This is a genomic window from Bacillus sp. z26, assembly GCF_058313635.1.
In genome coordinates this window covers 24,947-49,724 of the sequence record NZ_JBZFQM010000006.1, presented here as the reverse complement: position 1 = coordinate 49,724, position 24,778 = coordinate 24,947, and the positions used below count along the sequence as shown (strand labels likewise).

The window sequence follows — 24,778 nt, the reverse complement described above, 5'->3', positions numbered from 1 at the left end:
TTCACCTACTCCAACATACTTTCTAAATTGGTAAAGTCTGATTCCAAGTACCATGACTGATGTTGGCCTTTGCCTTCTGTTTCTTCATCAAAGCTGTTAATGACTCCATACATGATGATTCCTTTCATTAATTCTTCGTTATATGTATAAGATCTATATCCCGGACTGTCGTCTCTTATATATTCTCCTGATGCACCATATACATTTTTAATGGATGCTGGTTGTTTATTGGGCTCAAATAAGACTTCAAGTTTATATTGTTGATTAATCTTAGGACGTTTAAACTCATACTTTATGAAGCCGCCATCTTTGACTGTTGTATATCCCTCCCATGCGATTTTATCATCGTCGATTTCTTTTAATGTAACATGGATAATGGAATGTTCTAGAAGAGTACTTGAGAGTGATAACATAACACTTCTATCACTATATTCATTAATTTCCCCCATAACCATAACATCCTGTCTTAAATGGCCTCGGCATCCTACTAAACTGCAAGTTAGAACCATCATAAGAATACCTATAACCATTTTTTTAAACATGCCAATTGACCGCCCCCTTTTTCTTATTGCATTAACACTATGATGTTAATTTTATACATTTAGTGATTAATATGTAAATAAAATATTTAGAAAATTCAATCAAAAAACAGCTACGGATTCATAATTGAAACCGTAGCTGTTTTTTTTATCTATCCATATCGCTTAATCCAGATGCATGCTCATTTGGCAGATCCGGTAAATGTGGAACAGGGAATCCTTGCGGTGGGGGAGTGACAGATAGTGTTCCGCCATTTCTGCTCGGTGTTTGTCCCTGGAAAACCTCAGCAATTCTCGTTGGGTCTAATCGGAAGTTAAACTGAGCATTATGGAAGCCCATATCCACAAATTTCTTACATTCAGGATATTTATTTATATCATAATTCGGAACTGGGAAGAGTTTACCCCAATCTACACCCAGAGTTTCAAGAGCCTTGGCAAAAGCATTTTGATGAGCATTATCCCTGACGATTAAAAATCCGAGAGTCTCCCGAAACGTTTGATTATTGCTCATTTCATAAATTCTTGTTTTTTGAAGAACGCCTGTTGATTCAAGCACGAGATTATTCAACAGATTGGCTATTAAATTCCCATGGTCATATACCCATGAACCATTCCATGGATTTCCGCCTGCATCAACTGGTAGAGATGCCTGTGCCCCCATTATATAATGATGAGGATTGGCATGTTTAATTGCTTCATCCAAAGGTGCGCCATCAACGCCTCCATCACCTGGTTGTGAAGAAAGACCAGAAGCATTTAACAACTGATTAATGGTGTTTTGAACAAGCTCGACATGACTAATTTCTTCTAAAAATATGCCTCGGATTAGATCCCGATATTGAGTGGCCTTTCCTCTGAAATTATTGCTTTGGAAGAAAAATTGCATCATAGTTCGCATTTCCCCAAATTGTCCGCCCAAGGTTTCCTGTAATACTTTCGCAGCAGGAGGGTCTGGCTTATCAGGTTTAATGATATTAATTAGCTCTTCTTTGTAATAATACATGTATGTCTCTCTTCCTTCTTTTAGTATTTATTCAGTTGTAGTCAGAACATGAAGAGGAGGCGGGACTAACCAGCCTTTTTCTTTGTTTATTTTCAATAGCGCGGCACCATACTGTGCTTTTTTCATATGGAATTGTCCAAACATTAATCCGATATCTTCACGGATACATTGCGCCATAGCTTGAGCACATGCGACAAGTCCAGCTGCGATATCGGCTGTTACACGCGCTGAAACCTCTTGGTCTGTAAAACGAGCACCAGGAGGAATGTTTTCAATTTGGGATTCCGGTTTTTCAGGTGGTGCAGGCGGTAGAGCAATACCATTATGTTTTAATATCTCTTGAAGCTGTTTTACTTCTGATTTGGCATTGTCAATCATGTCATCTAATAATCTTTTTAAATCATGATCACCTGTATGATTTTTTAAGGTTTGGTAGCCTGGGATCATAGCTTGTGCACCCATCAAGTATGTCCATGTAGCAAATACTTCACCATAATGCAGTGGTTCTTTTTGTGGGTTTCCACTTAAAATGCCCATATTAATCAGTCAACTCCTTTAATAAAATTAATGAACTCAATTGTTAATATGAACCAACAATGATTATTTATACAAAAAAGGCAACCGATTAATCGGTTGCCTTTGTACTTAATATATTAATGATTGTGTCCATGTCCGCTTTTCTGAGGGTTCGTAATTTCAAAACCTGGCTCAGGTAAATGGAAATATTTAATCCAAACTCCATCTAGAAAATCTTCACGTGTATCGAGTAAGACATCGATATCTTTATCTGTCTTAACTATTTCATCATGCTCGGACGGTGTGTCCAACTCAATATCATAGTGGGCATGATCGCCGTGCATATGCGAAATAACTACACGAATCATTTTCCCCTCAGCCTCTTCTGCGCTGAGCATTTTTTTTAATTCTTTGGCAGCGTTACGATTTATTTTACAGTTCAAACTATCTCCTCCAATGGAATATGTCTTTAAATAGTGTACCGCAATAACTTCCATTATTAAAACGATGAGGTATAATGAAACTATAAAACTAGATTTATAGTTATGTTAAAAGGAGAGAATAACGATGCCATGGGAACTGAAAACGGATCACAGAATGCGCTGTATATGTGAAGAAGGCAAACAACAGCTTCCAGTTGTTCATGATGAAGGATCATTACTGGGGCTGGCAGAAATGTTTAAAGCGCTTGGTGATCCGACTCGCCTGGAGATCCTATCATTATTATTAATTGAAGACTTATGTAAATGTGAAATTGTCACAGCTCTTTCTCTTCCGAACTCTACTGTCAGTCACCATCTGAAAATTATGGAAAAGGGAGGGGTCATTAAAGGAAGAAGAGAGGGGAAATATACGATTTATCGATTGTGCGAAGAAAGAATAGAGTCGATTATCACCTTTTTACGTAAACAGTGAACAAGATAGGAGGTAAGAAATTGAAGGGTGCTTATCATTTAACAGAAGATGCTATCTCTTCATCTCTTCTGAAGCTTTCCGTTCCTATCATTGCAACAAATTTTATCCAGACGACTTATGGTATGGTCGATATGATTTGGGTTGGCAAGCTTGGAAGCGGCCCGGTGGCTGCGATTGGGACGGCAAGTTTCTTTGTTAACTTGGCGCTGGCTCTAGCTACGATGGTCTCAATCGGAAGCGGGGTAAAAATTGCTCAATGCATAGGAGCTAATCAACAAGAAGAAGCGGCAGAATACATAAGAAATGGCTTTATCATGTCGCTTATTCTCGCTATTTTATATACGCTAATTGTTTTTATATATAAAGATTCGTTTATTGGTTTTTTTGAACTTGGCAATGACCAGGTGGAGAAGATGGCAGTGCAATTTTTAGTCATCTCTATGATTGGTGTTATATTTTCAATCGTAAATTTACTGTATAGCATGATTCTTAATAGTATGGGGAACAGTAAAACACCATTTCGGGTTTATATGATTGGTTTTATCATTAATATCATTCTCGATCCTTTTTTGATTTTTGGAGTCGGATTTATACCAGGAATGGGAGTTATTGGAGCGGCACTGGCCACTTTAACAGCAAACATGACGGTCACGCTTCTTTTCTGGTTCAACTCCAAGCGATACCTATATTTTGGACGCATTACAAATTTGAAAAGTGAAAAAATGGTGGAAGTCATTAAAATGGGAATCCCCATAACCATACAAAGGGTAACATTTATTGGGATATCCATCATTATTGCAAAAATTATTGTTCAATGGGGTGCAGAGGCAATTGCCGTTCAGAAAGTCGGTATACAAATTGAGTCCATTTCCTATATGACAATAGGTGGGCTGCAGGGTGCAATTGCCGCATTTGTCGGACAAAACTATGGCGCAAAGAAACTCGATCGAATCCATATAGGTTACAAAATTGCTTTGTGTATGACTATAGCTTTTGGTATTTTCACCTCGCTCATATTTATTTTATTGCCAGAGACGCTTTTTTCTATTTTTATTAGTGAGCCGGATAGCATAAAGCTGGGAGCAGACTATATGCGGATCATTGGATTTTCACAAGTTTTTATGTGTATGGAGCTTTTAACAGTCGGAGCATTTAACGGGTTGGGGAAAACCTATATTCCACCTATTTTTAGCATTACTTTTACGGTACTCAGAATCCCAATGGCCCTCTTTTTATCCGGACCATTTGGATTAAATGGCGTATGGATGAGTATTGCTATCAGCAGCCTGTTGAAGGGGATTGTTCTGGTGATTTGGTTTATCTTTACTTTACGAAAAATGAGAAATAAGACATCAAGAATACTCGCAGAGTAACGGTTGGTAAGGGAGATTGTAGATATGACACATATAGACCATAAACTTTTAAGAATTATGAAAGAAAAGAACGTATCCGAAAAATTGTTAAGGGGTAATTTTGGGCTTGAAAAGGAAAATACGAGGGTTAATAAAGATGGAAAACTGGCTTTGACACCACATCCGGCTGCATTTGGAAACAGAACAAATAACCCCTATATTACAACAGACTTTTCTGAGTCTCAAATAGAGATGATAACTCCTGTGTTCCCGACGATTGAGGAGGCGTTTGATTTTTTGGAGAATGTTCATGATATCGTGAGTATGGAACTTTCGAAACAAGGAGAATATTTGTGGACTGGCAGTAATCCACCTATTCTTCCCGATGAACCCATGATTCCAATAGCGAAGATGGAAAATGATCAAGCTAAAGAATACCGTAACGAGCTTGCTCGAAAATATGGACGTAAGAAGCAATTAATCAGCGGAATTCATTATAACTTTTCGTTTTCTGAAGAATTGCTAAGCGAATTGTTTCAAGCACAATCAGACCATCAATCCTATCAGGAATTCAAAAATGATACTTATTTAAAAATCAGTCGAAATTTTAACCGCTATCGAGATCTATTAGTTGAAGTGACCGGAGCCAGTCCTGTTTTTCATGATACATATATACCGGAATGTCTGCAAAGAGCAGAGAGATTAATGCAAGGAAGTTATTATCTTCCCGGAATCCCTTCATTCAGAAACAGTACTTGCGGCTATAAAAATAGAAAAGATTATAATGTTTCCTATCAATCAGTCGAAAAATATGTGAACGATATCCGAGTTTTGATACAGGAACATGAGTTGTTGAGTGCAAATGAATATTATCATACACTTCGCCTGAAGGCAGGCAGAACCGATGATCCCCTGCAAAGCCTATTAGATAATGGGATTAAATATATTGAGATTCGTCTGCTGGATTTAAACCCTTTGTTTAAGATTGGAACAAGTAAGGAGATTCTTTATTTTATTCACTTATTCATCTTATACATGCTGCTGCTGGACGAAGAGAATGAAAACAAATTGAGTTATCTTTCAATTATAGCGGGCATCAAAGATATGGTGAGGGAATTAAAACTGGAAGAGAAATACTTAAGGATTCTGGATACTATTGAAAATATACTTATTAATCCAGAACTTTCATATGCAGCGAAAATAAAGAATGGTATTAAGCAATCATCTTATGCAATGTTTCATATGGAACATTCCTTTAAGTATTTACACGAAAGTGAAAATACTTCTTTTACCGCAGTGGGTTATGAGGATATGGAGCTATCAACTCAGATTCTAATGAAAGATGCTATTAAAAGAGGAATAGGTGTTAAGATAGTTGACCGGGATGATAATTTCATTGCTTTAACGGATGGGAAGAAAACAGAGTATGTAAAGCAGGCGACCAAAACATCGCTCGATTCATACAGTACCGTTTTAGTTATGGAGAATAAGCTTGTTACGAAGGAAGTCCTTCGTAACGTCGATATAAGAGTGCCAGGTGGAGGAACTTATCATTCGATAGAGGAAGCGTTTAAAGATTATCAGCAGTATCATGCCAAGAAAATTGTTATTAAACCTAAATCGACCAATTTTGGAATAGGCATTACGATTTTCACAGGTTCTTTTTCAAAGGACGATTATCAAAAAGCTTTAGAAATGGCTTTTTGCCATGATCGGACCGTTTTAGTTGAGGAATTCCTAAATGGTAAGGAATATCGATTTCTTGTGATGGGGGATGAAGTGACTGGAATTCTGCACCGTGTACCTGCCAATGTGATAGGTGATGGACAATCGAGCATTGCTGAACTGGTTATGGAGAAAAATAAAGATCCTTTGCGGGGGGAGGGCTATAAAACTCCTCTAGAGAAAATCCATTTGGGGGAAAGTGAAGCATTATTCCTGAAGGGGAAAAGTAAAGACTTTGCTTATATCCCTCAAAAAGGTGAAATTGTTTATTTGAGAGAGAACTCCAATATCAGTACGGGTGGAGATAGTATTGATTTTACGGATGAGATTCCAGAAAGCTATAAAGAATTGGCTATACAATCAGCTAAAGCTGCAGGAGCCATAATCTGTGGAGTTGATATGGTAATTGAGGATTATACTATTGAAGCAAATGAACAAAATTATGGAATTATTGAACTTAATTTTAACCCTGCCATTCACATTCATTGTTATCCATATAAGGGAGAGAATCGGATGGCTGGGGAACGAATTCTTCAATTACTTTTTGGGAAATAAAAAGGGCCGCAACAGGTTTACACATTACCTGTTGCGGCCTTTTGCTGAATATCAGAAAAATCACCTTGCTGATCTAGGCAGTCATGCTGAGACAAGCATTAGCACATTTGAAGCAAGCCTCGGCACATCTTTGACAATGGTCATGATCGTGCTTTTGACATTCCTCACCGCAAGCTTTACAAATTGCTGCACAAAGATTGCAGATTTCCTTCGTAAAAGGGCTGTTTGATTGCATGGACTTAACTGCAAACGTGCAAATATCTGCACATTCTCTATCCAGACGGATGCATTCTGCCATCATTAGCCCATGATCCTCTTTTAAACAGGCATCAAAACAAACATTACATACATCCATACATTCGATGCAGGCAACAAACAATCTTAATACAAATTTTTATTCATATAAGTACCTCCTGTTGGAATTTTCAAAGATGCATTTTTAATCTAAATCCCTCGATGGATTATATTAAACAGAATCAGTCTAAGGGTGATCGGTAATCTGGTCATTTGGTCAATTAATCGGTTCTCCCTAGCTGACTTATGTTATCTTAATTTATTGACGATAATTAAATGTAACCAGAAAGAGGTACCTGAAAGAAGTAGATGCTTTTTTTTATAAAATTTAAAAATTTACTTTAATATGAGTTTCTGTTGATGTTTCCTAAAAATGTTGTATAATAGTGTAAGTTTGGGAGTAAACATTAAGTTTGATAATAATAAACTTTCTCTAGTGAGAGTTTACTTATAATAAACGAAATTGAGGTCATACCATGTTAATGGAAATTGGAAGCAAAATTAAAAATTTAAGATTAAAAAAAGGTTTGACTCAAGAAGAACTTGGTGAAAGAACCGATTTAAGCAAGGGATACATCTCTCAGCTGGAACGAGGCCTCAGTTCGCCTTCCATCGAGACATTCTTTGATATACTCGAGGTTCTGGGCTGTACCCCAAAGCAATTTTTTGATGAGGAAGAGCGTGAACAAAAAGTAGTATACGCAGAAAACGATACGACAGATTTTATAGATGAAGATCGGGGTTATCAACTTCAATGGCTTGTTCCGGAATCAAATGAAAAGGAAATGGAACCGATTCTGTTGACATTGCAGCAAAAGGGAGAGTTCAAAAAGTTTGAGCCGTCACTTTCGGAGACATTTGGTTATGTATTAAAAGGGAGAATTATGATAACTCTCGGCAGAAAAACATACTTTGCCAAAGCTGGGGAAGCTATTTATTTTAATGCAACCGAGGAACATCAACTTATTAATGATTTCGACGGGATTTCTGAACTATTGCTTGTAGCGACGGATTCTTATCTATAATAATATCCACGAGAAGGAGTAATGAACATGAACGATCATACTATCATTCGTTTTGAGAACGTCACAAAGCAATATGATGACGATCCAGCAGTATTAAATGATGTCAGCTTTGAAATTGAAAGAGGAAAGTTCTATACACTCTTAGGGCCATCTGGTTGCGGAAAGACTACAATCCTCCGCTTGATTGCCGGATTTATGCAGCCTTCTGAAGGCAAGATTTATTTTAACGGAAAATTGATTAATAATGTACCGGCAAACGAGCGTCAGGTAAATACGGTATTTCAGGATTATGCCCTTTTTCCACATCTGAACGTATTTGAAAATGTTGCATTTGGTTTACGTATTAAGAAAATGAAAAATGCAGACATTGCTAAGAAGGTGACAGAGGCACTGCGCTTTGTAAACTTGGCAGGTTATGAAAAACGTGAGATCAAAGAAATGTCTGGCGGACAGCGTCAACGTGTAGCTATTGCCCGTGCCATAGTAAATGAACCGGAAGTAATCTTACTTGATGAGCCATTGTCAGCGCTCGATTTAAAGCTTCGTACAGAAATGCAGTATGAATTGCGCGAATTACAGCGCCGCCTTGGGATTACCTTTATCTTTGTTACACATGACCAGGAAGAAGCATTGGCCATGAGCGATGAAATTTTTGTTTTGAACAAAGGAAGAATTCAGCAAAGCGGTACACCTACTGATATATATGACGAGCCGGTTAACCGATTTGTCGCAGATTTTATTGGAGAATCTAATATTGTCCCTGGTAAAATGATTGCCGACTTTTTAGTGGAATTTGCTGATAAACGTTTTGACTGTGTAGACGGAGGCTTCAGAGAGAATGAATCAGTAGAAGTCGTCATTCGTCCTGAAGATTTAGAAATCACTACACGTGAACAGGGGAAATTGCAGGTACGTGTGGATTCTCAATTATTCCGTGGTGTTCACTATGAAATTTGCTGTTTTGATGAAGCAGGTAATGAGTGGCTTGTTCACTCCACGAAAAAAGCAGTTGTTGGAGAAGAAATTGGGTTAAGTTTTGATGACGAAGCCATTCATATCATGCTGCCGGGAGAAACAGAAGAAGAATTCGATAAACGCTTAGAAGCGTATAATGAGGCCGGCCATGAAGAATAAAGCAAAAACTCTCTATTTGATCCCGTATTCCATTTGGATTGCTTTATTCGTTATATTCCCGATTATTCTGGTTGTCTATTATTCCTTTATCGGGCTGGACGGGCAATTCACCTTGGAGAATTATAGCAAATTCTTTACACCTGTCTATTTGAAAATGACATTAAGTTCGTTTTGGTATGCATTTTTAGTTACGGTGATTTCCTTATTAATTGCATACCCGACCGCTTTATTATTAACGAAAACCAAGCATAAGCAATTATGGCTTTTATTAATTATTTTACCAACCTGGATTAACCTGCTTTTAAAAGCATATGCCTTTATTGGGATTTTTGGTACGTACGGTGCTGCCAACGCCTTTTTGGAGGTGCTCGGCATAGGAACAAAGCAAATCCTATTTACTGATTTTAGTTTCATCTTTGTTTCTACCTATATTTTTATACCGTTTATGTTATTGCCCATATACAATGCGCTGGAGGAAATGAACCAATCCTATGTGGATGCGGCCAGTGATCTCGGAGCATCAAAATGGATGGCTTTCCGCCGTGTAATTTTCCCACTGACGCTCGACGGCGTTAAATCAGGTGCTCAGGCTGTCTTTATTCCTGCCCTGTCACTCTTTATGATCACGCGTTTGATTGCAGGTAACCGTGTCATTACATTGGGGACAGCAATTGAGCAGCATTTTCTCGTTACACAGGATTGGGGAATGGGTGCTACCATTGCGGTTTTCCTAATCATCGCGATGGCATTAATTATGATTCTGACAGGTAGAAGAAAGTGAGGGATGGATTATGAAAAAGAAATTTAAGCTATCAAATCTATATTTAATTCTTGTATTTGCCATCCTTTATGCCCCTATTTTCTACCTGATGTTCTATTCGTTCAATAGCGGCGGAAAAATGCATGGCTTTGATGGTTTTACGTTGAAATGGTATAAAGAAGTGTTTGCCGATACACGATTGCTTATTATTGTATTAAATACATTAGTCATCGCTCTATTATCGGCTACGATTTCTACCGTACTCGGTGTTTTTGGAGCTTTGGCGATCCATGAGGTACGAAAGAGAAGGACGAAAAACACATTGCTTTCCTTGAACAATGTATTGATTGTGAGCCCTGATGTCATTATTGGTGCTTCCTTCTTAATTATGTTCACCATCATAGGGATTAAATTGGGCTTTATGTCCGTCCTTTTATCCCATATCGCATTCAGCGTTCCGATTGTTGTAATCATGGTACTGCCTAAACTTCAGGAAATGAGTCCGACATTAATTGATGCAGCGCGTGATTTGGGAGCAAGTCAGTGGAATGTCTTAACAAAGGTCATTCTTCCTTTTATCACACCTGGTATCTTTGCTGGTTTCTTTATGGCATTAACCTATTCACTTGATGACTTTGCAGTAACCTTCTTCGTGACAGGTAATGGATTCTCAACTTTATCAGTAGAAATCTATTCCATGGCACGACAAGGGATTACGTTAACAATTAATGCCTTATCTACCTTACTATTCTTATTTACGATTTTATTGGTTATTGGATATTACTTTATTACACAAAGAAGCTCCAAACCGCGAATGGGGGTTAAAGAATGAGTAAGCTGACCCGTACCCTAATTCTGATTTTGGTCATTTCATTCGGCCTTCTGTATTTGATCAATCGGTTAAATGCATCGGAAGGATATGCCGGAGACAATACCTTAACGGTTTACAACTGGGGAGATTATATCGATACGGATTTGATTGATAAATTTGAAGAGGAAACGGGGATTAAAGTTATTTACCAAACCTTCGATTCCAACGAAGCAATGATGACTAAAATTGAGCAGGGCGGTACGTCCTATGATGTGGCAGTCCCTTCTGAATATGCAATCAGTAAAATGAAAGAAGAAGAATTACTGATTGAAATTGATCACGATAAAGTACCAAATATGAAATATATCGATTCTCGTTTCCTCGATCTTTCCTTTGATGAGGATAATAAATACTCAGTTCCATATTTCTGGGGAACCGTTGGAATTGCCTATAATACCAAGCTCCTTCCGGATAAAGAGTTCAAAAGCTGGAATGATCTATGGGATGAAGATTTAGAGAATAAAATTTTGCTTGTCGATGGTGCCCGTGAGGTTATTGGAATGGGCTTGAATAGCCTTCATTATTCATTAAATGACACGAATGAAGAGCATTTGCAGGAAGCGAAGTCTAAATTGGATACATTAACGCCAAATATTAAAGCTATTGTGGGCGATGAGATCAAAATGCTCCTTGCTCAGGAGGAGGCAGCAGTCGGGCTGGTTTGGTCTGGTGATGCTGCTGATATTATGTGGGATAACGAAGATATAGATTATGTCGTACCGGAAGAAGGATCGAATCTCTGGTTTGACAATATGGTTATTCCGAAAACATCCCAAAATGTGGATGGAGCACACCAATTTATCAATTTTATGCTGGATCCAGAAAATGCAGCCCAAAACGCAGACTATGTTGGCTATTCAACGCCAAATAGTGCTGCCCTTGAGATATTGGGAGAAGAGGTGTCCAGTGATACACGCTTCTATCCATCTGCTGAACTGACAGACCGACTTGAAGTATACGATAATCTTGGCAAAAAGATGCTGGCTCATTACAATGAGCTCTTCCTGGAATTTAAAATGCATAAAAAATGAGGCTTAAAAAAACCGATTTCACTTTAGAGTGGAGTCGGTTTTTATGTTAGAATACGGGAGATTTTATTTATGATAAAATTTTTACATTTTCATAGGAATTAGATCGCCCTTGGACGAAATAGTAGTATATTAACTATAAAGGAGGTACTATAATTGCTCGATAATCAAAATTTGTTTGATGCATTACAAATTTACCACATCACTAATAGGGGGTTTAGAAAAGAGCCAATATTTTATAACATGCTTGATAAGCATAAATTCATGATTATTCTTGCCGAAACACATAGCAAATTTAAATTTAAAATCCATGCGTATTGCCTTATGAACAATCACTTTCACCTTCTCATAGAACTCTCCGATCTATCTTCAAGTAAAATCATGCAAACCATTCAACAAAGGTATGCCATGTATTATAATCATACCTACCAATCTCAGGGTCATGTATTCCAATCAAGGTACTATTCCAGAATAGTCGATAACCCAAACGATTTTTTAAATGTAAGTAAATATATTCATATGAACCCAGTTGCAGCAGGCTTAGTTACAAAACCCCAGGATTATCAGTGGAGCAGCTACGCCACGTACTTTAATCACTCTCCTCGGGATCATCCACTGATCGATACAAATACTACTTACTCGTGTTACCCAAATAATTCAAGAGAATTATATAAGAAATTCGTTGAAAAACAATCATAACTAGTATGGTGGTAAAAGGTGCCGTCCACCAATCGGCACCTTTTTATTTTGGAAAGACAGCAAATAAGCTGTGTGCAGTTACGATAAGCGTGGTAAAGGTGAGTCAAAGGTGTAGGAAGTCTGTAGGAAAGCAGCAATGCAGCACTTATCACACAGCTATAACGGGGTTAAGGTGAGTCAAAGGTGTAGGAAGTCTGTAGGAAAGCGCCTATGCTGCACCTATGACACACCTATACTGGGGTAAAGGTGTGTCAAAGGCGCGTGAAGTCTGTAGGAAAGCACCTATGTTGCGCCTAAGCCACACCTATACCGGGGTAAAGGTGGGTCGAAGGTATAGGGAGTTTGTAGGAAAGCACCAATGTAGCACCTAAGCCACACCTATACTGTGGTAAAGGTGAGTTGAAGGTGTAGGAAGACTGTAGGAAAGCACCTATGCCCCGCCTATGGACTGGCTATCCCCGGGTAAAGGCAAATCAAAGGCACGTGAATTCTGTAGGAAGCACCTACCCCACACCTATGCCAGTATAATCACAAAAAAAGAACCCTTCCCATCGATGGGGAGGGTTCATTACACCTTAACGTTTGGAAGGTGCGAATTTATAACTGGCTTCCAAAGAACTCTTTGGTGCGTTCTTCTGTAGGATTCTCGAATATTTGTGCAGGAGTGCCTTTTTCTAAAATATTTCCCTCATGCATGAAGAATATCCAGTCAGCTACTTCACGGGCAAAGCTCATTTCATGAGTGACGATGATCATGGTCATGCCTTCTTCGGCGAGTTCTTTCATGGTGGTTAAAACTTCACCAACCAGCTCCGGGTCAAGTGCAGAGGTTGGTTCGTCAAACAACATGATATCGGGCTTCATAGCCAAGGCGCGGGCAATGGCTACACGTTGTTTTTGTCCACCGGATAATTTGTTTGGGTAGACATCGGCCTTGTCATCCAAGCCAACCTTTTTTAGTAGCTCTAATGCTTCTTTTGTTGCGATATCTTTAGACAGTTTCTTCACCATAATAGGAGCTTCAATTATATTTTCCAATACAGTTTTATGAGGAAATAGGTTAAAATGTTGAAAGACCATCCCGATTTTTTGGCGTACTTCGTTGATATTATGAGTGGACGTTTCAATTTGTTCTCCTTCAACATAAATAGAGCCACTATCTTTTTTCTCCAGAAAATTTAAGCAACGGAGCAATGTACTTTTTCCGGAACCGCTTGATCCGAGTAAACAGACAACATCGCTTTCATAAACAGTCATATTGATGTCTTTAAGAACATGTAAATCCCCAAAGGATTTATTCAAATTTTCAATTCTAATCATTTCTCTTGATTCATACATTTTTTCATCCCCCTTTGACTAATCACTAATCGCCATTCTCTTTTCTAAAGTGCGAAGACCAATTGTTAAGACAGCAACCAATATTAGATAGTAAACTGCAACAATGAGCAAGTAGGTCATTTCGTCGAAATTATTGGAACCGAGCGTTGTCGCAACATTAAACAATTCATTTAATGAGATGAAAGCGGCTAGGGAAGAGTCCTTGAGCCCGATAATGAATTGATTTCCAAGCGGTGGCAGAGCCCTTCGGAAAGCCTGCGGAAAAATAATTCGGCGCATGGCGAGTCCACGCGTCATGCCAAGTGAGCGACCAGCCTCCATTTGTCCTTTATCAATCGATTGAATCGTGCCACGGAATATCTCAGCAATATAAGCTCCGTTATGGAAGGCGAGAGCTAAAGAGGCTGCCCAGAAATCTGGAATTAAAAAGATGCCGCTGAAACCAAAATAAAGAATAAAAATTTGAACAATTAATGGAGTTCCTCGAACAAGATAAATATAGGCATCAGAAATATATCCGAGTATCTTGATTTTCGAGATTTTTAGCAATGCTACAAAAAGTCCTATAATAATTCCGGTAATAATCGATACAACTGTTAATTCAAGAGTTAGAAGAAGTGCATCAAAGAATACCCCGCGGGTATCAACCAATGTTTGAAAAAAGTGCGATAAACTTTGCAATCATAACAGCTCCCTTTCTTATTTTTCTGGTTTCTGAGTGATGTCTTCACCGAAATATTTCATACTGATTTTTGATAAAGTACCGTTTTTACGCAACTCCTCAAGCGCTTTATTAACTTCTGCAAGAAGCTTAGGGTTGTCCTTTGGAATGACTATCGCTTGTTCACTGCGTTCAATAAGCTGCTTTCCTACAATTTTAAAACCTTCTTTAGCAGCGGTTTTACCTGTAACAAAATCGGTAATGACAGCATCATGGCGGCCATTGCTTAATGCTTTGAGCGCAGTCACATCACTATCATATGTTTTAATATTGGAAGTATATCTGTTGGCAGTGTCTGCATATGTAGATCCTTTTGCTGCTGCGACTTCCTTCCCTTTTAAATCTTCAGCTGTTTTAATGTCACTATCTGGACGGGTAAAAATTTGTGGGCCGGAATAGTAGTATGGAGTAGAAAAGAGGACGAACTTTGAACGTGCCTCATTAATGGTATGGCTGGCTACTGCAACATCTGCTCTACCTGTTTTTACACCCTCGACAATTCCTTTAAATTTCATTTGCTTTTGGACTGGTTCAAGTCCCAATTGTTTAGCGATTGCTTCCCCAACCTCAATATCAAAGCCAGTCATGGTCATATCATCTTTCATATAGCTGAAGGGCTTGAATTCTCCGGATGCGGTGAAAACGAATTGATCTTTATTAATTAGTTCTGCGCCGCTTGCCATTTGCTCCTTTTCTGCGCAGGCAGTCAGGGTGGTAAGCAGGATTAGCAGAAAAATAAAAGGAAGAGTATTTTTTTTCATTCCAGTAGAATCTCCTTTCTAATCGTGTAGAAATTGCTTCCTAATTAAATACCCTTCACTGTTATTAATTAACCAAAATACTAAAAAATAACTTTGTTGGAATAGTAAGTTTTGATGTGAGGCGGATAGGGTGCATGACTGCATAGAATCTGCTTGGGATATCAGGTATACTGATACTAATTAATGGGAGAGAAATGATGTAGTCTGATATATGTATGGTTTTTTTAAATATCGAATTCTGCAGGTGATACTGAATTGAGTAATTTAGGGAGCGATAACAATGGATTATAATGATAAAATCAAGAATCGTATAAAACGAATGGAAGGGCAATTACGCGGGATATTGAAAATGATGGAAGATGGAAAAGAGTGCAAAGAAGTCGTGACTCAATTGTCTGCGGTACGTTCTGCAGTCGATAAAACAATTGGTGTCATTGTCAGTGATAACCTTATCGAGTGTGTGACAGGTGCGGAAGATGGGGAGAAGGAAAAATTAGTGAATGAAGCTGTAAATTTATTAGTCAAAAGTCGCTGAGAGCTTCGGTTGGCTTTTTTTATCAAAATTTGTTATACCTATAGGGGTAATATAGAAAAGTACTAAAGGAGGAAAAATCATTATATGAAAACAATCGAACCACAAGAAGTAGAAGCAAAATTAACTGCCGGACAGTCCTTAAATATTATTGATGTTCGTGAAGTAGATGAAGTTCAAAGCGGGAAAATTCCAACAGCGGTTAATATTCCTTTAGGACTACTTGAATTTCGCGTGAATGAGTTGGATAAATCCAAAGAATATATTGTAGTTTGCCATGCTGGGGGGAGAAGTGCCAGAGCTGTTCAGTTCCTCGAATCTCAAGGGTATGATGTAACCAATATGAATGGTGGCATGCTCGAGTGGGATGGGAAAACTGAATAAAGATAGACAAGGACTATAAAAGCTCTCGAACGATTTACTAATAAAGATGTCTGATAGGGTTTTGGGTTGTAGTTATCAGTCTCCTATGTAAGAAACAGTAATCAATCAAATAAGCGATAGATATTACCTCCATTGAGTAACTCATCGGATTTCGGATCCATACCTAGATGATCAGCGAGTGCTTTTAACGAGTATTTCTTTATGGGAAGCTAACAGAAAAAAGCATGCTACTTCACAGTGAGCATGCTTTTTTTTCATCTGTTACTTTTATGCTTTCGGTGCCTTTTTTACTTCGATATATAATAGATGATGATCTTCCGCATCCTCTACGGTAAAGATGAAGCCATCTTCTTCTAAAGAATCTCCAATGGCTGCGTCGATTTTATGAGTTAAAAACCATCCGCCTAATGTATCGACATCCGGATAGTCCATTTGTATTCCAAGCAGGTCCTCAATCTCAGATAATAGCATTTTTGCATCCAGAATATAATGATAATCACCTATTTTACGAATCTCTGGAAGCTCGTCTGTATCGAATTCATCGCGGATTTCTCCAACAATTTCCTCGAGAATATCTTCAACAGTAACAATACCTGAAGTTCCGCCATATTCATCAAGCAGTACGGCTATGTGTATACGTTCCTTCTGCATTTTAACTAGTAAATCATGAATAGGAATTGTTTCAATTACTGTAATAATTGGTTTGATATAATCCCGAATGGGCATATCTGTTTTCAAGCCCCTTCTAAGACTGGCTGTTAACAATTCTTTTACATTTACAAACCCAATAATCGTATCTTTATCCCCATCCGTAACTGGATATCGCGTATATTGTTCATTATTTAAAGATCCAACAATATCTTCTAATATATTATCCTTTTGAAACGCATGGATCTCAGTGCGCGGAACCATAATTTCTCTGGCAATCCGGTCATCAAATTCAAAGATATTGTTCACATATTTAAATTCGGATTGATTGATTTCTCCCTTTTTATAACTGTCAGTAAGAATCATCCGCAATTCTTCTTCAGAATGGGCGATATCTCCTTCGGAAGCCGGTTTTATACCAAATAAACCAGTGATAAAACGAGCGGAATGGTTGAGTGCCCATATTACAGGAAACATCACTTTGTAGAACATAATAAGCGGGCGTGCAAAATTCATTGTAATTGTTTCTGCCTTTTGAATCGCAACAGATTTAGGCGCCAATTCTCCTACTACCACATGTAAAAACGTAATAATTGAAAATGCAATTATAAAAGAAATAACAGATGCCACTGATTCTTGAATGTGTAACTGTTTAAAAAGGGGATCAATGAGATGTTTTACAGTTGGCTCCCCAAGCCACCCAATACCTAATGAGGTAATGGTAATTCCAAGTTGAGTAGCTGATAAATATTCATCTAAATGTGTGACGACCCTCTTAGCTGCTAGTGCTTTCCGATTTCCTTCTGCAACAAGCTGATCTATTCTGGTCGCCCGGACCTTAACAATGGCAAATTCCGATGCAACGAAAAACATCGTACTTACCAATAAAAATAAAAGTAAAACTAGATTAACTATGTTCATCGTCTCCATTCAAGTTCTTTACCCGAACCATGAGTAAAGATTCACCTCCTGATAAAAAATGGCTATGTGTTTCTCTTCACCGACAGATTAGGGTTTAAACTTTTTTATGATATATGGTTAAAAATTCACATATATACAGGATACTCCTCTAAGTGACTTTGCTCAATCTTTATGATACTCTTTAACTAGAAAAGAATCATGAATGGTGGGCATTCATGATTCTGCAAAAGCCACTCCTTATTGGAGACAGGTCATTAGTATCTTGGACCTCGCTATCTTTCAATAGATAGAGAGGTCTATTTTTTATTATTTATCGTGATTACTGTCAGGATCAAGGTAGCAAAACTGAATGTTACCATAAATGTCTAAAAGATGGACATGGGTCATCACTCCATTTCAGTTAGTTAATGTCTACTTAATGGAAATGACTTTTGCTAGTTTATTATAGCATAGATTTGGAAAAGATAAGAACGTATGTTCGTTAATGGTACAAATAATGACTTTTGGCTCATCTAAAAAAGCTGGAATACAGTTATCCCAGCCTGGAATGCAAAGGTTTTTCTGAAATAATGACGCCATCATCATCTGCATACACATATTGTCCAGATACCCATTCCGTTCCTCCGAATGAAAGTTTTCCGCCTTTGGCACCTTCTCCTCTTTTTTCGCTCTTCAATGGGCAAGTCCCAATCGCTTTTATCCCGATATCTATACCGGCCAAATCCGCTGAATCGCGGACACACCCGTTAATAATGATTCCATTTATGTTTCTTTCAGCTGCAATAGCTGCTAATCTGTCACCTAAGAGTGCGCAATTCAGTGAGCCCCCTCCATCCACCACTAAAACAGTGCCAGCCTCAATTGTTTCCAAGCTTTCCTTTACCAATACATTATCTTCGTATACTTGAACTGTTCGAATCTCTCCATGGAATTCTTTTTTCTTTCCATAAGAATGAAATGGAGTTCTGCATAGTATAAGAAGATCAGTATACTCATCACATAAATCAGCGGTTTTCATTTTCTTTCATCCTTTCAAATATTTACTGTAAATTGATTATATTGAATTATCTGTAAATTATCCATTTATTAGAAGAGAAATGTTTTTGTATATAGACAATATGGGAATAGAAGAAGAATAAGTATTAGGAAGATGAGGAGAAGGAATATGTATAATAATGTACTATTTATTTACAATGGTGCTGCTGGTCAAACGGAGACGGATTTGGCACTTGGTGCTGTACTTCCTGTCATCAGCACGGAGACGAAAGAACTAAAAGTAGTGCAGACAGAAGAGGCGGGAGAAACTAAAAGGATTTGTCATGAACTAGGGGAAAGGTATGACCTTGTTATTATTCTCGGTGGAGATGGAACGGTTCATGAAGCCATCAATGGTCTTGCTTCTCTGGATAAGAGACCCGTTTTAGCTATATTGCCGGGAGGAACATGCAATGATTTCAGCAGAATGCTCAATATCCCTCAAAATCTAAAAAAAGCGGCAGAGACTATTATGAATGGGTCGTCTATTCCTGTTGATATAGGGAAAGTTAATGACAGCTATTTTCTTAATTTCTGGGGGATTGGATTAATTGCCCATACATCGAATAATATAGATGAAAACCAAAAAAGATTAATGGGTAAAATGAGTTACATTATTAGCGCGTTACGGACTGTAAAAGAAGCAGAGTCTTTTCATTTTAAAATGACAACTGATCAGGGACAGTATCAAGATGAAGCAGTCATGATATTAGTACTGAACGGTAAATACATTGGGACCAGACAAATCCCACTGCCAAACATTCAAATGGATGATGGACTCTTTGATGTTTTAATAGTGAAAGAATCATCGTTTGGTGCATTTCTAGATATATTTTCTTTGGATCCTCCTGGTGAGAGTCCAATGGATTTTGAAGCGAGAATAATACATTTGCAGACTGCATCTTTGTCGATTGAAACGGATGAAGTGTTGGCTGCGGATACAGATGGTGAGATTTATATGGAAACTCCGGCAACCATGGAAATTTTGAAACATCATATACACATGATAACAGGGGAAATATAGAGTTAGGTTACAAAACTTCCTTATCCATTTAAAATGATAGAAAAGAAGAATTGGAAGTGAGTCTATGTCTAAGTTGATTGAGAATACCCCATTTCCCCGTACGCGTGAGCTACTCCGTACAGATATGCGCAATTTAGGATTAAAGCGAGGTATGACAGTCCTTGTTCATTCCTCGCTTTCGTCAGTTGGTTGGATTAATGGTGGGCCAGTATCCATTATTCAGGCATTAATGGATACAGTTACAGCTGAAGGGACCCTTATCATGCCGGCTCAATCAGCTGATTTATCGGACCCGGCGGAATGGTTAAACCCACCAATCCCCTGGGAATGGTGGGAAACAGTGAGAAATACAATGCCAGCTTATGAGCCTGAGATTACGCCAACTTATGGAATGGGGAAAATAGCTGAATTGTTTCGCACCTATCCGGGTGTGTTAAGGAGTGATCATCCAAATGTTTCGTTCACAGGATGGGGGAAACAGAGCAAGGATATCCTGGCCAAGCACACTATAGAAAATGGCCTTGGGGAAGGGTCTCCATTAAGAAAACTGTATGATTCAGATGCCCATGTCCTATTTATCGGAACCAGCTACGAAACGAATACTTGCTTTCATTTAGCTGAATATCGTTCCGGTACACGAGAAGTAATCCAAAAAGGTGCACCTATCCTTGTAGAAGGAGAGCGGAAATGGGTGGAGTACACAGATATTGATTATGATGATACTGAATTTGAAACAATAGGGATTGCATTCGAACAGCAGTGCTCCGTTAAGAAAGGTAAAATTGGCAGTGCTGATTCCAAGTTGTTTTCTTTGCGTGAGGCAGTGGATTATGCGGAAGAATTTTTTAAGAATGAAGAGAAGTTTTAATTCTGTAGTTGGGTCATTCTAGAAAAGTCTCTCTGCCTTAAGGGGATTTGGTTGATAAGTTTTTCCCTGTATCTTTTGTATCATATAGATTACGGGACAATACATAAAAGAGAGATAAACAAATTAAAGGCTTACCTCCAATTAATTGAAGGAAAGCCTTTAAGCTTATTTATACTTCTACATGCTGCATGTCATTTTCGTATAGGAGTTCCATTTCCCCTTCACGAATTTCGATCTTCGTTAAACTTGTGTTACCTGGAGGAGTCGCTTTAAAGACATCTGATAATGGAGTATCTTTAATATACGTAAGCAGAACTCGCAGGAAGATGGAATGAGTCACAATCAGAATCGTACCGGAAGGATTATCAGTTATAATCCGTTCAAATACGGCTACGGCTCTTTTTTTGAGCTGCTCGAATGTTTCGCCTGTCTCCGTTTCAAATAAATGCGGGGTTTCCCAAAAGATTTTAAATTCCTCTGGATATTCCGCCTCTATTTCATCCCTGATACGACCATCCCAATCACCAAAATGCATCTCCCGTAAATCATCTTCCTGAATAAGGCTGATCTCACGTTCTCCAATAATATATTGAGCTGTTTCGTAAGCACGTTTGGAAGTGCTGCTGTACACTTTATCAAGCTTTACATCTGCAAGCCTACTCCCTAGGGCCTTTGCATCATTTATGCCTTTTTCGGTCAGTTCACCATTTCCCCAGCCTTGCATGATGCGATTTACATTCCATTCTGTAAGTCCATGTCTAGTTAAATAGATTGTAAGCAACGTACATGTCTCCTTTGTCATTAGTGAATAATCATAAGTATAACGCAAGGAAGGCTGGATGTGAAAATACCGGGTTCTCAGTCAGGTTTTATATCCTTTTTTAGAAGAATGAAATGTTGAGGAAGATACGATAGGGGGGTATAGTATAATTAACAGTGTGAGCAGAAGGGAGGTCATTATGAACGATAGAGAGTTAATGGAAGATATGAGCAGCCATTGCCACACCGATCACGAACGAAAAAGCCATCATTCTGAAAAAGTGAAGAGAAATTTAATCACTCGTTTAAATCGGGTGGAGGGGCAAATCAGAGGAATTAAAGCAATGATTGAAAAAGATATATATTGTGATGATATTATTACTCAAATCGCCGCTACACAATCAGCGTTGAATGCTGTTGGGAAGCTGATGCTCGAAGGCCATTTGAAATCATGTGTAGCAAAACGGATTCAGCAAGGTGATATGGAAGTCCTAGATGAGGTATTGATTACCATACAAAAATTAATGAAAAAATAGGAGGAATTAAAATGGAAACAACAATCTTAGATGTAAAAGGGATGTCATGCGGACATTGTGTTAAAGCAGTGGAAGGCAGTGTTGGTGATTTAAGTGGAGTTACATCCGTAACCGTTACATTGGAGACGGGGAAGGTTGAAGTCCAATATGATCCAGCCATGATTAGTCTGGAGACCATTAAGGAAACCATTGATGACCAAGGATATGAAGTCGATTAAGATTATTGATGTTTTAGACTAAGCTGTTCATCATTTGGGGTTTATCAGGGGGCAGCTAACAAGAAGGTGGTGAAATCATGAAGCAAATTCAATTTCAGATTACTGGAATGAGCTGTGCAGCCTGTTCAGCGAGGATTGAAAAGGTGCTGGGAAAAATGGAAGGTGTTCAAGAGGCAAATGTGAACTTAGCCACCGAAACGTCAATCATCAACTATGATCCTGCTCTTGTATCAGCGAAGGGTTTGAAAGAAAAAATAGAAAAGATTGGATATGGCGTTGTGACGAAAAAATCTGAATTGGTGATTACCGGAATGACCTGTGCGGCCTGCTCAGCCAGGATAGAAAAGGTGCTGAATAAGACGGAGGGTGTCCTTGACGCTACTATAAATCTTGCTGTGGAATCAGGAACAATCGTATATAGCGTGGGAGATCTATCCGAAAGAGAGCTAATCGCCAAAATAGAAAAGCTTGGATATGGAGCTACGCCGAAGAACCAACAGTCAAAAGAAGGTGACGATTCAAGAAAGTCGGCTATTAAGAGACAGCAGTTTAAGTTTATAGCGGCTGCAGTTCTTTCTTTGCCATTATTGTGGACGATGGTAGCTCATTTTTCCTTTACCTCCTGGATGTATGTGCCAGATATATTACTGAATCCTTGGGTACAGCTGGCTTTGGCAACACCAGTCCAATTTATTATTGGCTGGCAATTTTATAAAGGTGCCTATAAAGCCTTGCGAAATGGCAGTGCCAACATGGATGTATTAGTGGTGCTTGGTACGTCGTCAGCTTATTTTTATAGTCTATATGAATCGATTGTAAAGAGTGGAAGCCATCATGGGGAGATGCCGCATCTTTATTTTGAAACAAGTGCCATTTTAATTACGTTAATTTTGCTGGGTAAATTATTTGAAGCCAAGGCAAAAGGCCGCTCTTCAGATGCGATTAAAAAGCTGATGGGCTTGCAGCCTAAGACAGCGACCGTAATACGGAATCAAAAAGAAATAAAGATCCCTCTTTCTGATGTGGTAAAAGGGGACATAATCTATGTGAAACCAGGGGAACGGATTCCTGTAGACGGGCAAGTAATGGAAGGAAGGTCTGCTGTAGATGAATCGATGTTAACTGGCGAAAGTGTCCCTAAAGATAAAAATAGGGACGATAACGTATTCGGAGCCACTATTAATAAAAATGGTGCATTAAAGATAGAGGCCCTTAAAGTCGGCAAAGATACAGCTCTCTCCCAAATTATTAAAGTGGTTGAACAGGCGCAGGGCTCAAAGGCGCCGATTCAGCGATTGGCTGATAAAATATCAGGTGTCTTTATCCCAATTGTCGTAGGCATCGCCATTTTAACATTTTTGGCATGGTATTTTATCGTGGACTACGGAAATTTCACAAGGGCATTGGAAAATATGATTTCTGTCCTCGTTATAGCCTGTCCCTGTGCATTAGGCTTGGCTACCCCAACATCTATCATGGCCGGGTCTGGGCGGGCGGCTGAGTACGGTATTCTATTTAAAGGCGGGGAGCACTTAGAGACTGCTCACCAGATTGATACCGTTATATTGGATAAGACCGGTACGATTACAAATGGTAAGCCAGTTTTAACAGATATTGAATCAATTGGTGAATGGGACCGAGAACAACTGTTAAAACTAGTTGCGGCAGCAGAGAAACCTTCTGAACATCCACTTGCCCAGGCAATTGTGGAAGCGGCTGCTGAAAGAGATTATGAACTTGCGGAAGCAACCGATTTCAAGAGCAATCCGGGTTTTGGAATATATGCATCTGTTGGGGAAAATCAAGTCTTGGTTGGAACAAGAAAATGGATGATGAACAATCACCTGGATATTACTCCTATTACAACAATCATGGAGGAACTTGAGGAAAAAGGGAAAACGGCGATGATTGTTGCTGTTGATGGGACTATCGCTGGAATCATTGCTGTAGCGGATACCATTAAAGAGTCTTCTCGGCAAGCCGTCCAACGCCTCAAAGATATGGACATTGATGTTTGGATGATCACAGGCGATAATCAGAAAACCGCACAGGCTATCGCAAAGCAGGCCGGTATAAAAAATGTGATTGCTGAAGTCCTTCCTGAAGGCAAGGCAAATGAGGTTAAAAGGATTCAATCTGAAGGAAGAAAAGTGGCTATGGTTGGCGACGGCATTAATGACGCTCCTGCTCTTGCGTTGGCTGATACAGGTATTGCCATCGGAACTGGTACAGATATTGCGATGGAAGCTGCAGATATTACCCTGATGAAGGGTGATTTAAATGGGATTGCTGATGCACTTTATGTAAGCAAACAGACGATGCGTAATATTAAACAAAATCTATTTTGGGCTTTTGGCTATAATACTCTGGGAATCCCAGTTGCGTTTATGGGGCTTCTCGCACCTTGGCTCGCAGGTGGTGCCATGGCATTCAGTTCAGTGAGTGTCGTATTAAATGCCTTGCGTCTTCAACGAATTAAACTGAAGTAAATATCATAAGTAAGCTGACATATATATGTCGGCTTTTTTGATTTTTATCGAAGGATAGAAGGGCCTGTGATGGTCAAAAAGAAATAAAGGAAACTCTCAACTTTTATAGAATGTAAGGTGTATGA

The 24,778-nt window shown here is 38.7% G+C and carries 27 protein-coding genes; 16 read left to right on the top strand and 11 right to left on the bottom strand.

The features are described from left to right. Window positions 1-5: 5 nt before the first annotated feature. From AC4G3K_RS16015 to AC4G3K_RS16000, 4 genes are all read right to left on the bottom strand, one after another. On the bottom strand, window positions 6-542 hold the full coding sequence (locus AC4G3K_RS16015) for a hypothetical protein (RefSeq protein ID WP_491078000.1): 537 nt from the start codon (window positions 540-542) through the stop codon (window positions 6-8). A gap of 145 nt (window positions 543-687) precedes the next feature. Beyond that, the gene (locus AC4G3K_RS16010; RefSeq protein ID WP_491133907.1) at window positions 688-1,545 is read right to left on the bottom strand and encodes a manganese catalase family protein; all 858 of its coding nucleotides are present in this window, start codon (window positions 1,543-1,545) and stop codon (window positions 688-690) included. Window positions 1,546-1,572: 27 nt separating this feature from the next. Continuing rightward, window positions 1,573-2,082, bottom strand: coding sequence for a DUF3231 family protein (locus AC4G3K_RS16005; RefSeq protein WP_491133906.1), 510 nt, complete (start codon window positions 2,080-2,082; stop codon window positions 1,573-1,575). Between the two features lie 116 nt (window positions 2,083-2,198). Next, window positions 2,199-2,504 (bottom strand): iron-sulfur cluster assembly accessory protein, encoded by a 306-nt coding sequence (locus AC4G3K_RS16000; protein WP_491078003.1) that lies wholly within the window; start codon window positions 2,502-2,504, stop codon window positions 2,199-2,201. Window positions 2,505-2,628: 124 nt separating this feature from the next. On the opposite strand from AC4G3K_RS16000, the gene AC4G3K_RS15995 reads away from it, so the two are divergent. The 3 genes from AC4G3K_RS15995 to gshAB are packed head-to-tail and all read left to right on the top strand — an operon-like array spanning window position 2,629 to window position 6,608. Continuing rightward, the gene (locus tag AC4G3K_RS15995; RefSeq protein ID WP_491078004.1) at window positions 2,629-2,976 is read left to right on the top strand and encodes an ArsR/SmtB family transcription factor; all 348 of its coding nucleotides are present in this window, start codon (window positions 2,629-2,631) and stop codon (window positions 2,974-2,976) included. A gap of 20 nt (window positions 2,977-2,996) precedes the next feature. After that, window positions 2,997-4,349, top strand: coding sequence for an MATE family efflux transporter (locus AC4G3K_RS15990; RefSeq protein ID WP_491133905.1), 1,353 nt, complete (start codon window positions 2,997-2,999; stop codon window positions 4,347-4,349). Between the two features lie 24 nt (window positions 4,350-4,373). Then, a complete protein-coding gene (gshAB, locus tag AC4G3K_RS15985) occupies window positions 4,374-6,608 on the top strand; it encodes a bifunctional glutamate--cysteine ligase GshA/glutathione synthetase GshB (protein WP_491133904.1) in 2,235 nt (744 codons plus the stop codon). 73 nt (window positions 6,609-6,681) lie between these two features. Here gshAB and AC4G3K_RS15980 read toward each other — a convergent pair whose 3' ends face one another. Beyond that, entirely contained in the window at window positions 6,682-6,963 is a 282-nt protein-coding gene (locus AC4G3K_RS15980) for a four-helix bundle copper-binding protein (RefSeq protein WP_491078007.1), read from the bottom strand. Between the two features lie 421 nt (window positions 6,964-7,384). On the opposite strand from AC4G3K_RS15980, the gene AC4G3K_RS15975 reads away from it, so the two are divergent. From AC4G3K_RS15975 to AC4G3K_RS15950, 6 genes are all read left to right on the top strand, one after another. Then, complete coding sequence (locus tag AC4G3K_RS15975; protein ID WP_491078046.1) at window positions 7,385-7,927, top strand: helix-turn-helix domain-containing protein; 543 nt, start codon at window positions 7,385-7,387, stop codon at window positions 7,925-7,927. Window positions 7,928-7,954: 27 nt separating this feature from the next. After that, entirely contained in the window at window positions 7,955-9,061 is a 1,107-nt protein-coding gene (locus AC4G3K_RS15970) for an ABC transporter ATP-binding protein (protein ID WP_491078008.1), read from the top strand. Beyond that, entirely contained in the window at window positions 9,051-9,842 is a 792-nt protein-coding gene (locus AC4G3K_RS15965) for an ABC transporter permease (RefSeq protein ID WP_491078009.1), read from the top strand. Before AC4G3K_RS15970 ends, AC4G3K_RS15965 begins: the two co-directional genes overlap by 11 nt. A 10-nt stretch (window positions 9,843-9,852) precedes the next feature. Next, entirely contained in the window at window positions 9,853-10,653 is an 801-nt protein-coding gene (locus AC4G3K_RS15960; protein ID WP_491078010.1) for an ABC transporter permease, read from the top strand. Next, window positions 10,650-11,723 (top strand): ABC transporter substrate-binding protein, encoded by a 1,074-nt coding sequence (locus AC4G3K_RS15955; RefSeq protein WP_491078011.1) that lies wholly within the window; start codon window positions 10,650-10,652, stop codon window positions 11,721-11,723. Before AC4G3K_RS15960 ends, AC4G3K_RS15955 begins: the two co-directional genes overlap by 4 nt. Window positions 11,724-11,876: 153 nt before the next feature. After that, window positions 11,877-12,419 (top strand): REP-associated tyrosine transposase, encoded by a 543-nt coding sequence (locus AC4G3K_RS15950; protein WP_491133903.1) that lies wholly within the window; start codon window positions 11,877-11,879, stop codon window positions 12,417-12,419. 597 nt (window positions 12,420-13,016) lie between these two features. Here AC4G3K_RS15950 and AC4G3K_RS15945 read toward each other — a convergent pair. The 3 genes from AC4G3K_RS15945 to AC4G3K_RS15935 are packed head-to-tail and all read right to left on the bottom strand — an operon-like array spanning window position 13,017 to window position 15,239. Beyond that, entirely contained in the window at window positions 13,017-13,757 is a 741-nt protein-coding gene (locus AC4G3K_RS15945) for an amino acid ABC transporter ATP-binding protein (RefSeq protein ID WP_491078013.1), read from the bottom strand. Window positions 13,758-13,775: 18 nt separating this feature from the next. Further along, window positions 13,776-14,438 carry an amino acid ABC transporter permease gene (locus AC4G3K_RS15940; RefSeq protein ID WP_491078014.1) on the bottom strand — a complete coding sequence of 221 codons (663 nt, stop codon included), beginning with the start codon at window positions 14,436-14,438 and terminating at the stop codon, window positions 13,776-13,778. 18 nt (window positions 14,439-14,456) lie between these two features. Beyond that, window positions 14,457-15,239, bottom strand: coding sequence for a transporter substrate-binding domain-containing protein (locus tag AC4G3K_RS15935; RefSeq protein WP_491078015.1), 783 nt, complete (start codon window positions 15,237-15,239; stop codon window positions 14,457-14,459). 280 nt (window positions 15,240-15,519) lie between these two features. Here AC4G3K_RS15935 and AC4G3K_RS15930 point away from each other — a divergent pair, with 280 nt between their 5' ends. Both AC4G3K_RS15930 and AC4G3K_RS15925 read left to right on the top strand, forming a co-directional pair. Next, window positions 15,520-15,774: a metal-sensitive transcriptional regulator gene (locus AC4G3K_RS15930; RefSeq protein WP_491078016.1), complete on the top strand. Its 255-nt coding sequence runs from the start codon at window positions 15,520-15,522 to the stop codon at window positions 15,772-15,774. Window positions 15,775-15,858: 84 nt separating this feature from the next. Then, entirely contained in the window at window positions 15,859-16,155 is a 297-nt protein-coding gene (locus AC4G3K_RS15925) for a rhodanese-like domain-containing protein (protein WP_491133902.1), read from the top strand. Between the two features lie 267 nt (window positions 16,156-16,422). On the opposite strand, the gene AC4G3K_RS15920 is transcribed toward AC4G3K_RS15925, so the two are convergent. Both AC4G3K_RS15920 and rraA read right to left on the bottom strand, forming a co-directional pair. Next, window positions 16,423-17,724, bottom strand: coding sequence for a hemolysin family protein (locus AC4G3K_RS15920; RefSeq protein WP_491078018.1), 1,302 nt, complete (start codon window positions 17,722-17,724; stop codon window positions 16,423-16,425). A gap of 532 nt (window positions 17,725-18,256) precedes the next feature. Further along, the gene (gene rraA / locus AC4G3K_RS15915; RefSeq protein WP_491133901.1) at window positions 18,257-18,742 is read right to left on the bottom strand and encodes a ribonuclease E activity regulator RraA; all 486 of its coding nucleotides are present in this window, start codon (window positions 18,740-18,742) and stop codon (window positions 18,257-18,259) included. Between the two features lie 117 nt (window positions 18,743-18,859). Here rraA and AC4G3K_RS15910 point away from each other — a divergent pair, with 117 nt between their 5' ends. Continuing rightward, the gene (locus AC4G3K_RS15910; RefSeq protein WP_491133920.1) at window positions 18,860-19,783 is read left to right on the top strand and encodes a diacylglycerol/lipid kinase family protein; all 924 of its coding nucleotides are present in this window, start codon (window positions 18,860-18,862) and stop codon (window positions 19,781-19,783) included. Between the two features lie 64 nt (window positions 19,784-19,847). Beyond that, window positions 19,848-20,651 (top strand): AAC(3) family N-acetyltransferase, encoded by an 804-nt coding sequence (locus AC4G3K_RS15905; protein WP_491078020.1) that lies wholly within the window; start codon window positions 19,848-19,850, stop codon window positions 20,649-20,651. A gap of 169 nt (window positions 20,652-20,820) precedes the next feature. Here AC4G3K_RS15905 and AC4G3K_RS15900 read toward each other — a convergent pair whose 3' ends face one another. Next, a complete protein-coding gene (locus AC4G3K_RS15900; protein WP_491078021.1) occupies window positions 20,821-21,432 on the bottom strand; it encodes a histidine phosphatase family protein in 612 nt (203 codons plus the stop codon). Between the two features lie 178 nt (window positions 21,433-21,610). On the opposite strand from AC4G3K_RS15900, the gene AC4G3K_RS15895 reads away from it, so the two are divergent. The 3 genes from AC4G3K_RS15895 (at window position 21,611) to AC4G3K_RS15885 (ending at window position 24,653) form a co-directional block, all read left to right on the top strand. Next, window positions 21,611-21,946, top strand: a complete 336-nt coding sequence (locus tag AC4G3K_RS15895; RefSeq protein WP_491133900.1) for a metal-sensing transcriptional repressor — start codon at window positions 21,611-21,613, stop codon at window positions 21,944-21,946. An 11-nt stretch (window positions 21,947-21,957) separates the two neighbouring features. Beyond that, a complete protein-coding gene (copZ, locus tag AC4G3K_RS15890; RefSeq protein ID WP_491078023.1) occupies window positions 21,958-22,164 on the top strand; it encodes a copper chaperone CopZ in 207 nt (68 codons plus the stop codon). Window positions 22,165-22,241: 77 nt separating this feature from the next. Continuing rightward, on the top strand, window positions 22,242-24,653 hold the full coding sequence (locus AC4G3K_RS15885; protein WP_491133899.1) for a heavy metal translocating P-type ATPase: 2,412 nt from the start codon (window positions 22,242-22,244) through the stop codon (window positions 24,651-24,653). The last annotated feature ends 125 nt before the right edge of the window (window positions 24,654-24,778 follow it).

What these genes read in the sequence shown, in the direction of transcription:
- AC4G3K_RS15895 (WP_491133900.1), top strand. Translation starts at nt 21,611, where the DNA reads ATGAACGATAGAGAGTTAATGGAAGATATGAGCAGCCATTGCCACACC.
- AC4G3K_RS15970 (WP_491078008.1), top strand. Translation starts at nt 7,955, where the DNA reads ATGAACGATCATACTATCATTCGTTTTGAGAACGTCACAAAGCAATAT.
- AC4G3K_RS15925 (WP_491133902.1), top strand. Translation starts at nt 15,859, where the DNA reads ATGAAAACAATCGAACCACAAGAAGTAGAAGCAAAATTAACTGCCGGA.
- copZ (WP_491078023.1), top strand. Translation starts at nt 21,958, where the DNA reads ATGGAAACAACAATCTTAGATGTAAAAGGGATGTCATGCGGACATTGT.
- AC4G3K_RS15885 (WP_491133899.1), top strand. Translation starts at nt 22,242, where the DNA reads ATGAAGCAAATTCAATTTCAGATTACTGGAATGAGCTGTGCAGCCTGT.
- AC4G3K_RS16005 (WP_491133906.1), bottom strand. Translation starts at nt 2,082, where the DNA reads ATGGGCATTTTAAGTGGAAACCCACAAAAAGAACCACTGCATTATGGT.
- AC4G3K_RS15995 (WP_491078004.1), top strand. Translation starts at nt 2,629, where the DNA reads ATGCCATGGGAACTGAAAACGGATCACAGAATGCGCTGTATATGTGAA.
- AC4G3K_RS15920 (WP_491078018.1), bottom strand. Translation starts at nt 17,724, where the DNA reads ATGAACATAGTTAATCTAGTTTTACTTTTATTTTTATTGGTAAGTACG.
- AC4G3K_RS15960 (WP_491078010.1), top strand. Translation starts at nt 9,853, where the DNA reads ATGAAAAAGAAATTTAAGCTATCAAATCTATATTTAATTCTTGTATTT.
- AC4G3K_RS15905 (WP_491078020.1), top strand. Translation starts at nt 19,848, where the DNA reads ATGTCTAAGTTGATTGAGAATACCCCATTTCCCCGTACGCGTGAGCTA.
- AC4G3K_RS15945 (WP_491078013.1), bottom strand. Translation starts at nt 13,757, where the DNA reads ATGTATGAATCAAGAGAAATGATTAGAATTGAAAATTTGAATAAATCC.
- AC4G3K_RS16010 (WP_491133907.1), bottom strand. Translation starts at nt 1,545, where the DNA reads ATGTATTATTACAAAGAAGAGCTAATTAATATCATTAAACCTGATAAG.
- rraA (WP_491133901.1), bottom strand. Translation starts at nt 18,742, where the DNA reads ATGAAAACCGCTGATTTATGTGATGAGTATACTGATCTTCTTATACTA.
- AC4G3K_RS16015 (WP_491078000.1), bottom strand. Translation starts at nt 542, where the DNA reads ATGTTTAAAAAAATGGTTATAGGTATTCTTATGATGGTTCTAACTTGC.
- AC4G3K_RS15935 (WP_491078015.1), bottom strand. Translation starts at nt 15,239, where the DNA reads ATGAAAAAAAATACTCTTCCTTTTATTTTTCTGCTAATCCTGCTTACC.
- AC4G3K_RS15965 (WP_491078009.1), top strand. Translation starts at nt 9,051, where the DNA reads ATGAAGAATAAAGCAAAAACTCTCTATTTGATCCCGTATTCCATTTGG.
- AC4G3K_RS15975 (WP_491078046.1), top strand. Translation starts at nt 7,385, where the DNA reads ATGGAAATTGGAAGCAAAATTAAAAATTTAAGATTAAAAAAAGGTTTG.
- gshAB (WP_491133904.1), top strand. Translation starts at nt 4,374, where the DNA reads ATGACACATATAGACCATAAACTTTTAAGAATTATGAAAGAAAAGAAC.
- AC4G3K_RS15955 (WP_491078011.1), top strand. Translation starts at nt 10,650, where the DNA reads ATGAGTAAGCTGACCCGTACCCTAATTCTGATTTTGGTCATTTCATTC.
- AC4G3K_RS15930 (WP_491078016.1), top strand. Translation starts at nt 15,520, where the DNA reads ATGGATTATAATGATAAAATCAAGAATCGTATAAAACGAATGGAAGGG.
- AC4G3K_RS15980 (WP_491078007.1), bottom strand. Translation starts at nt 6,963, where the DNA reads ATGGATGTATGTAATGTTTGTTTTGATGCCTGTTTAAAAGAGGATCAT.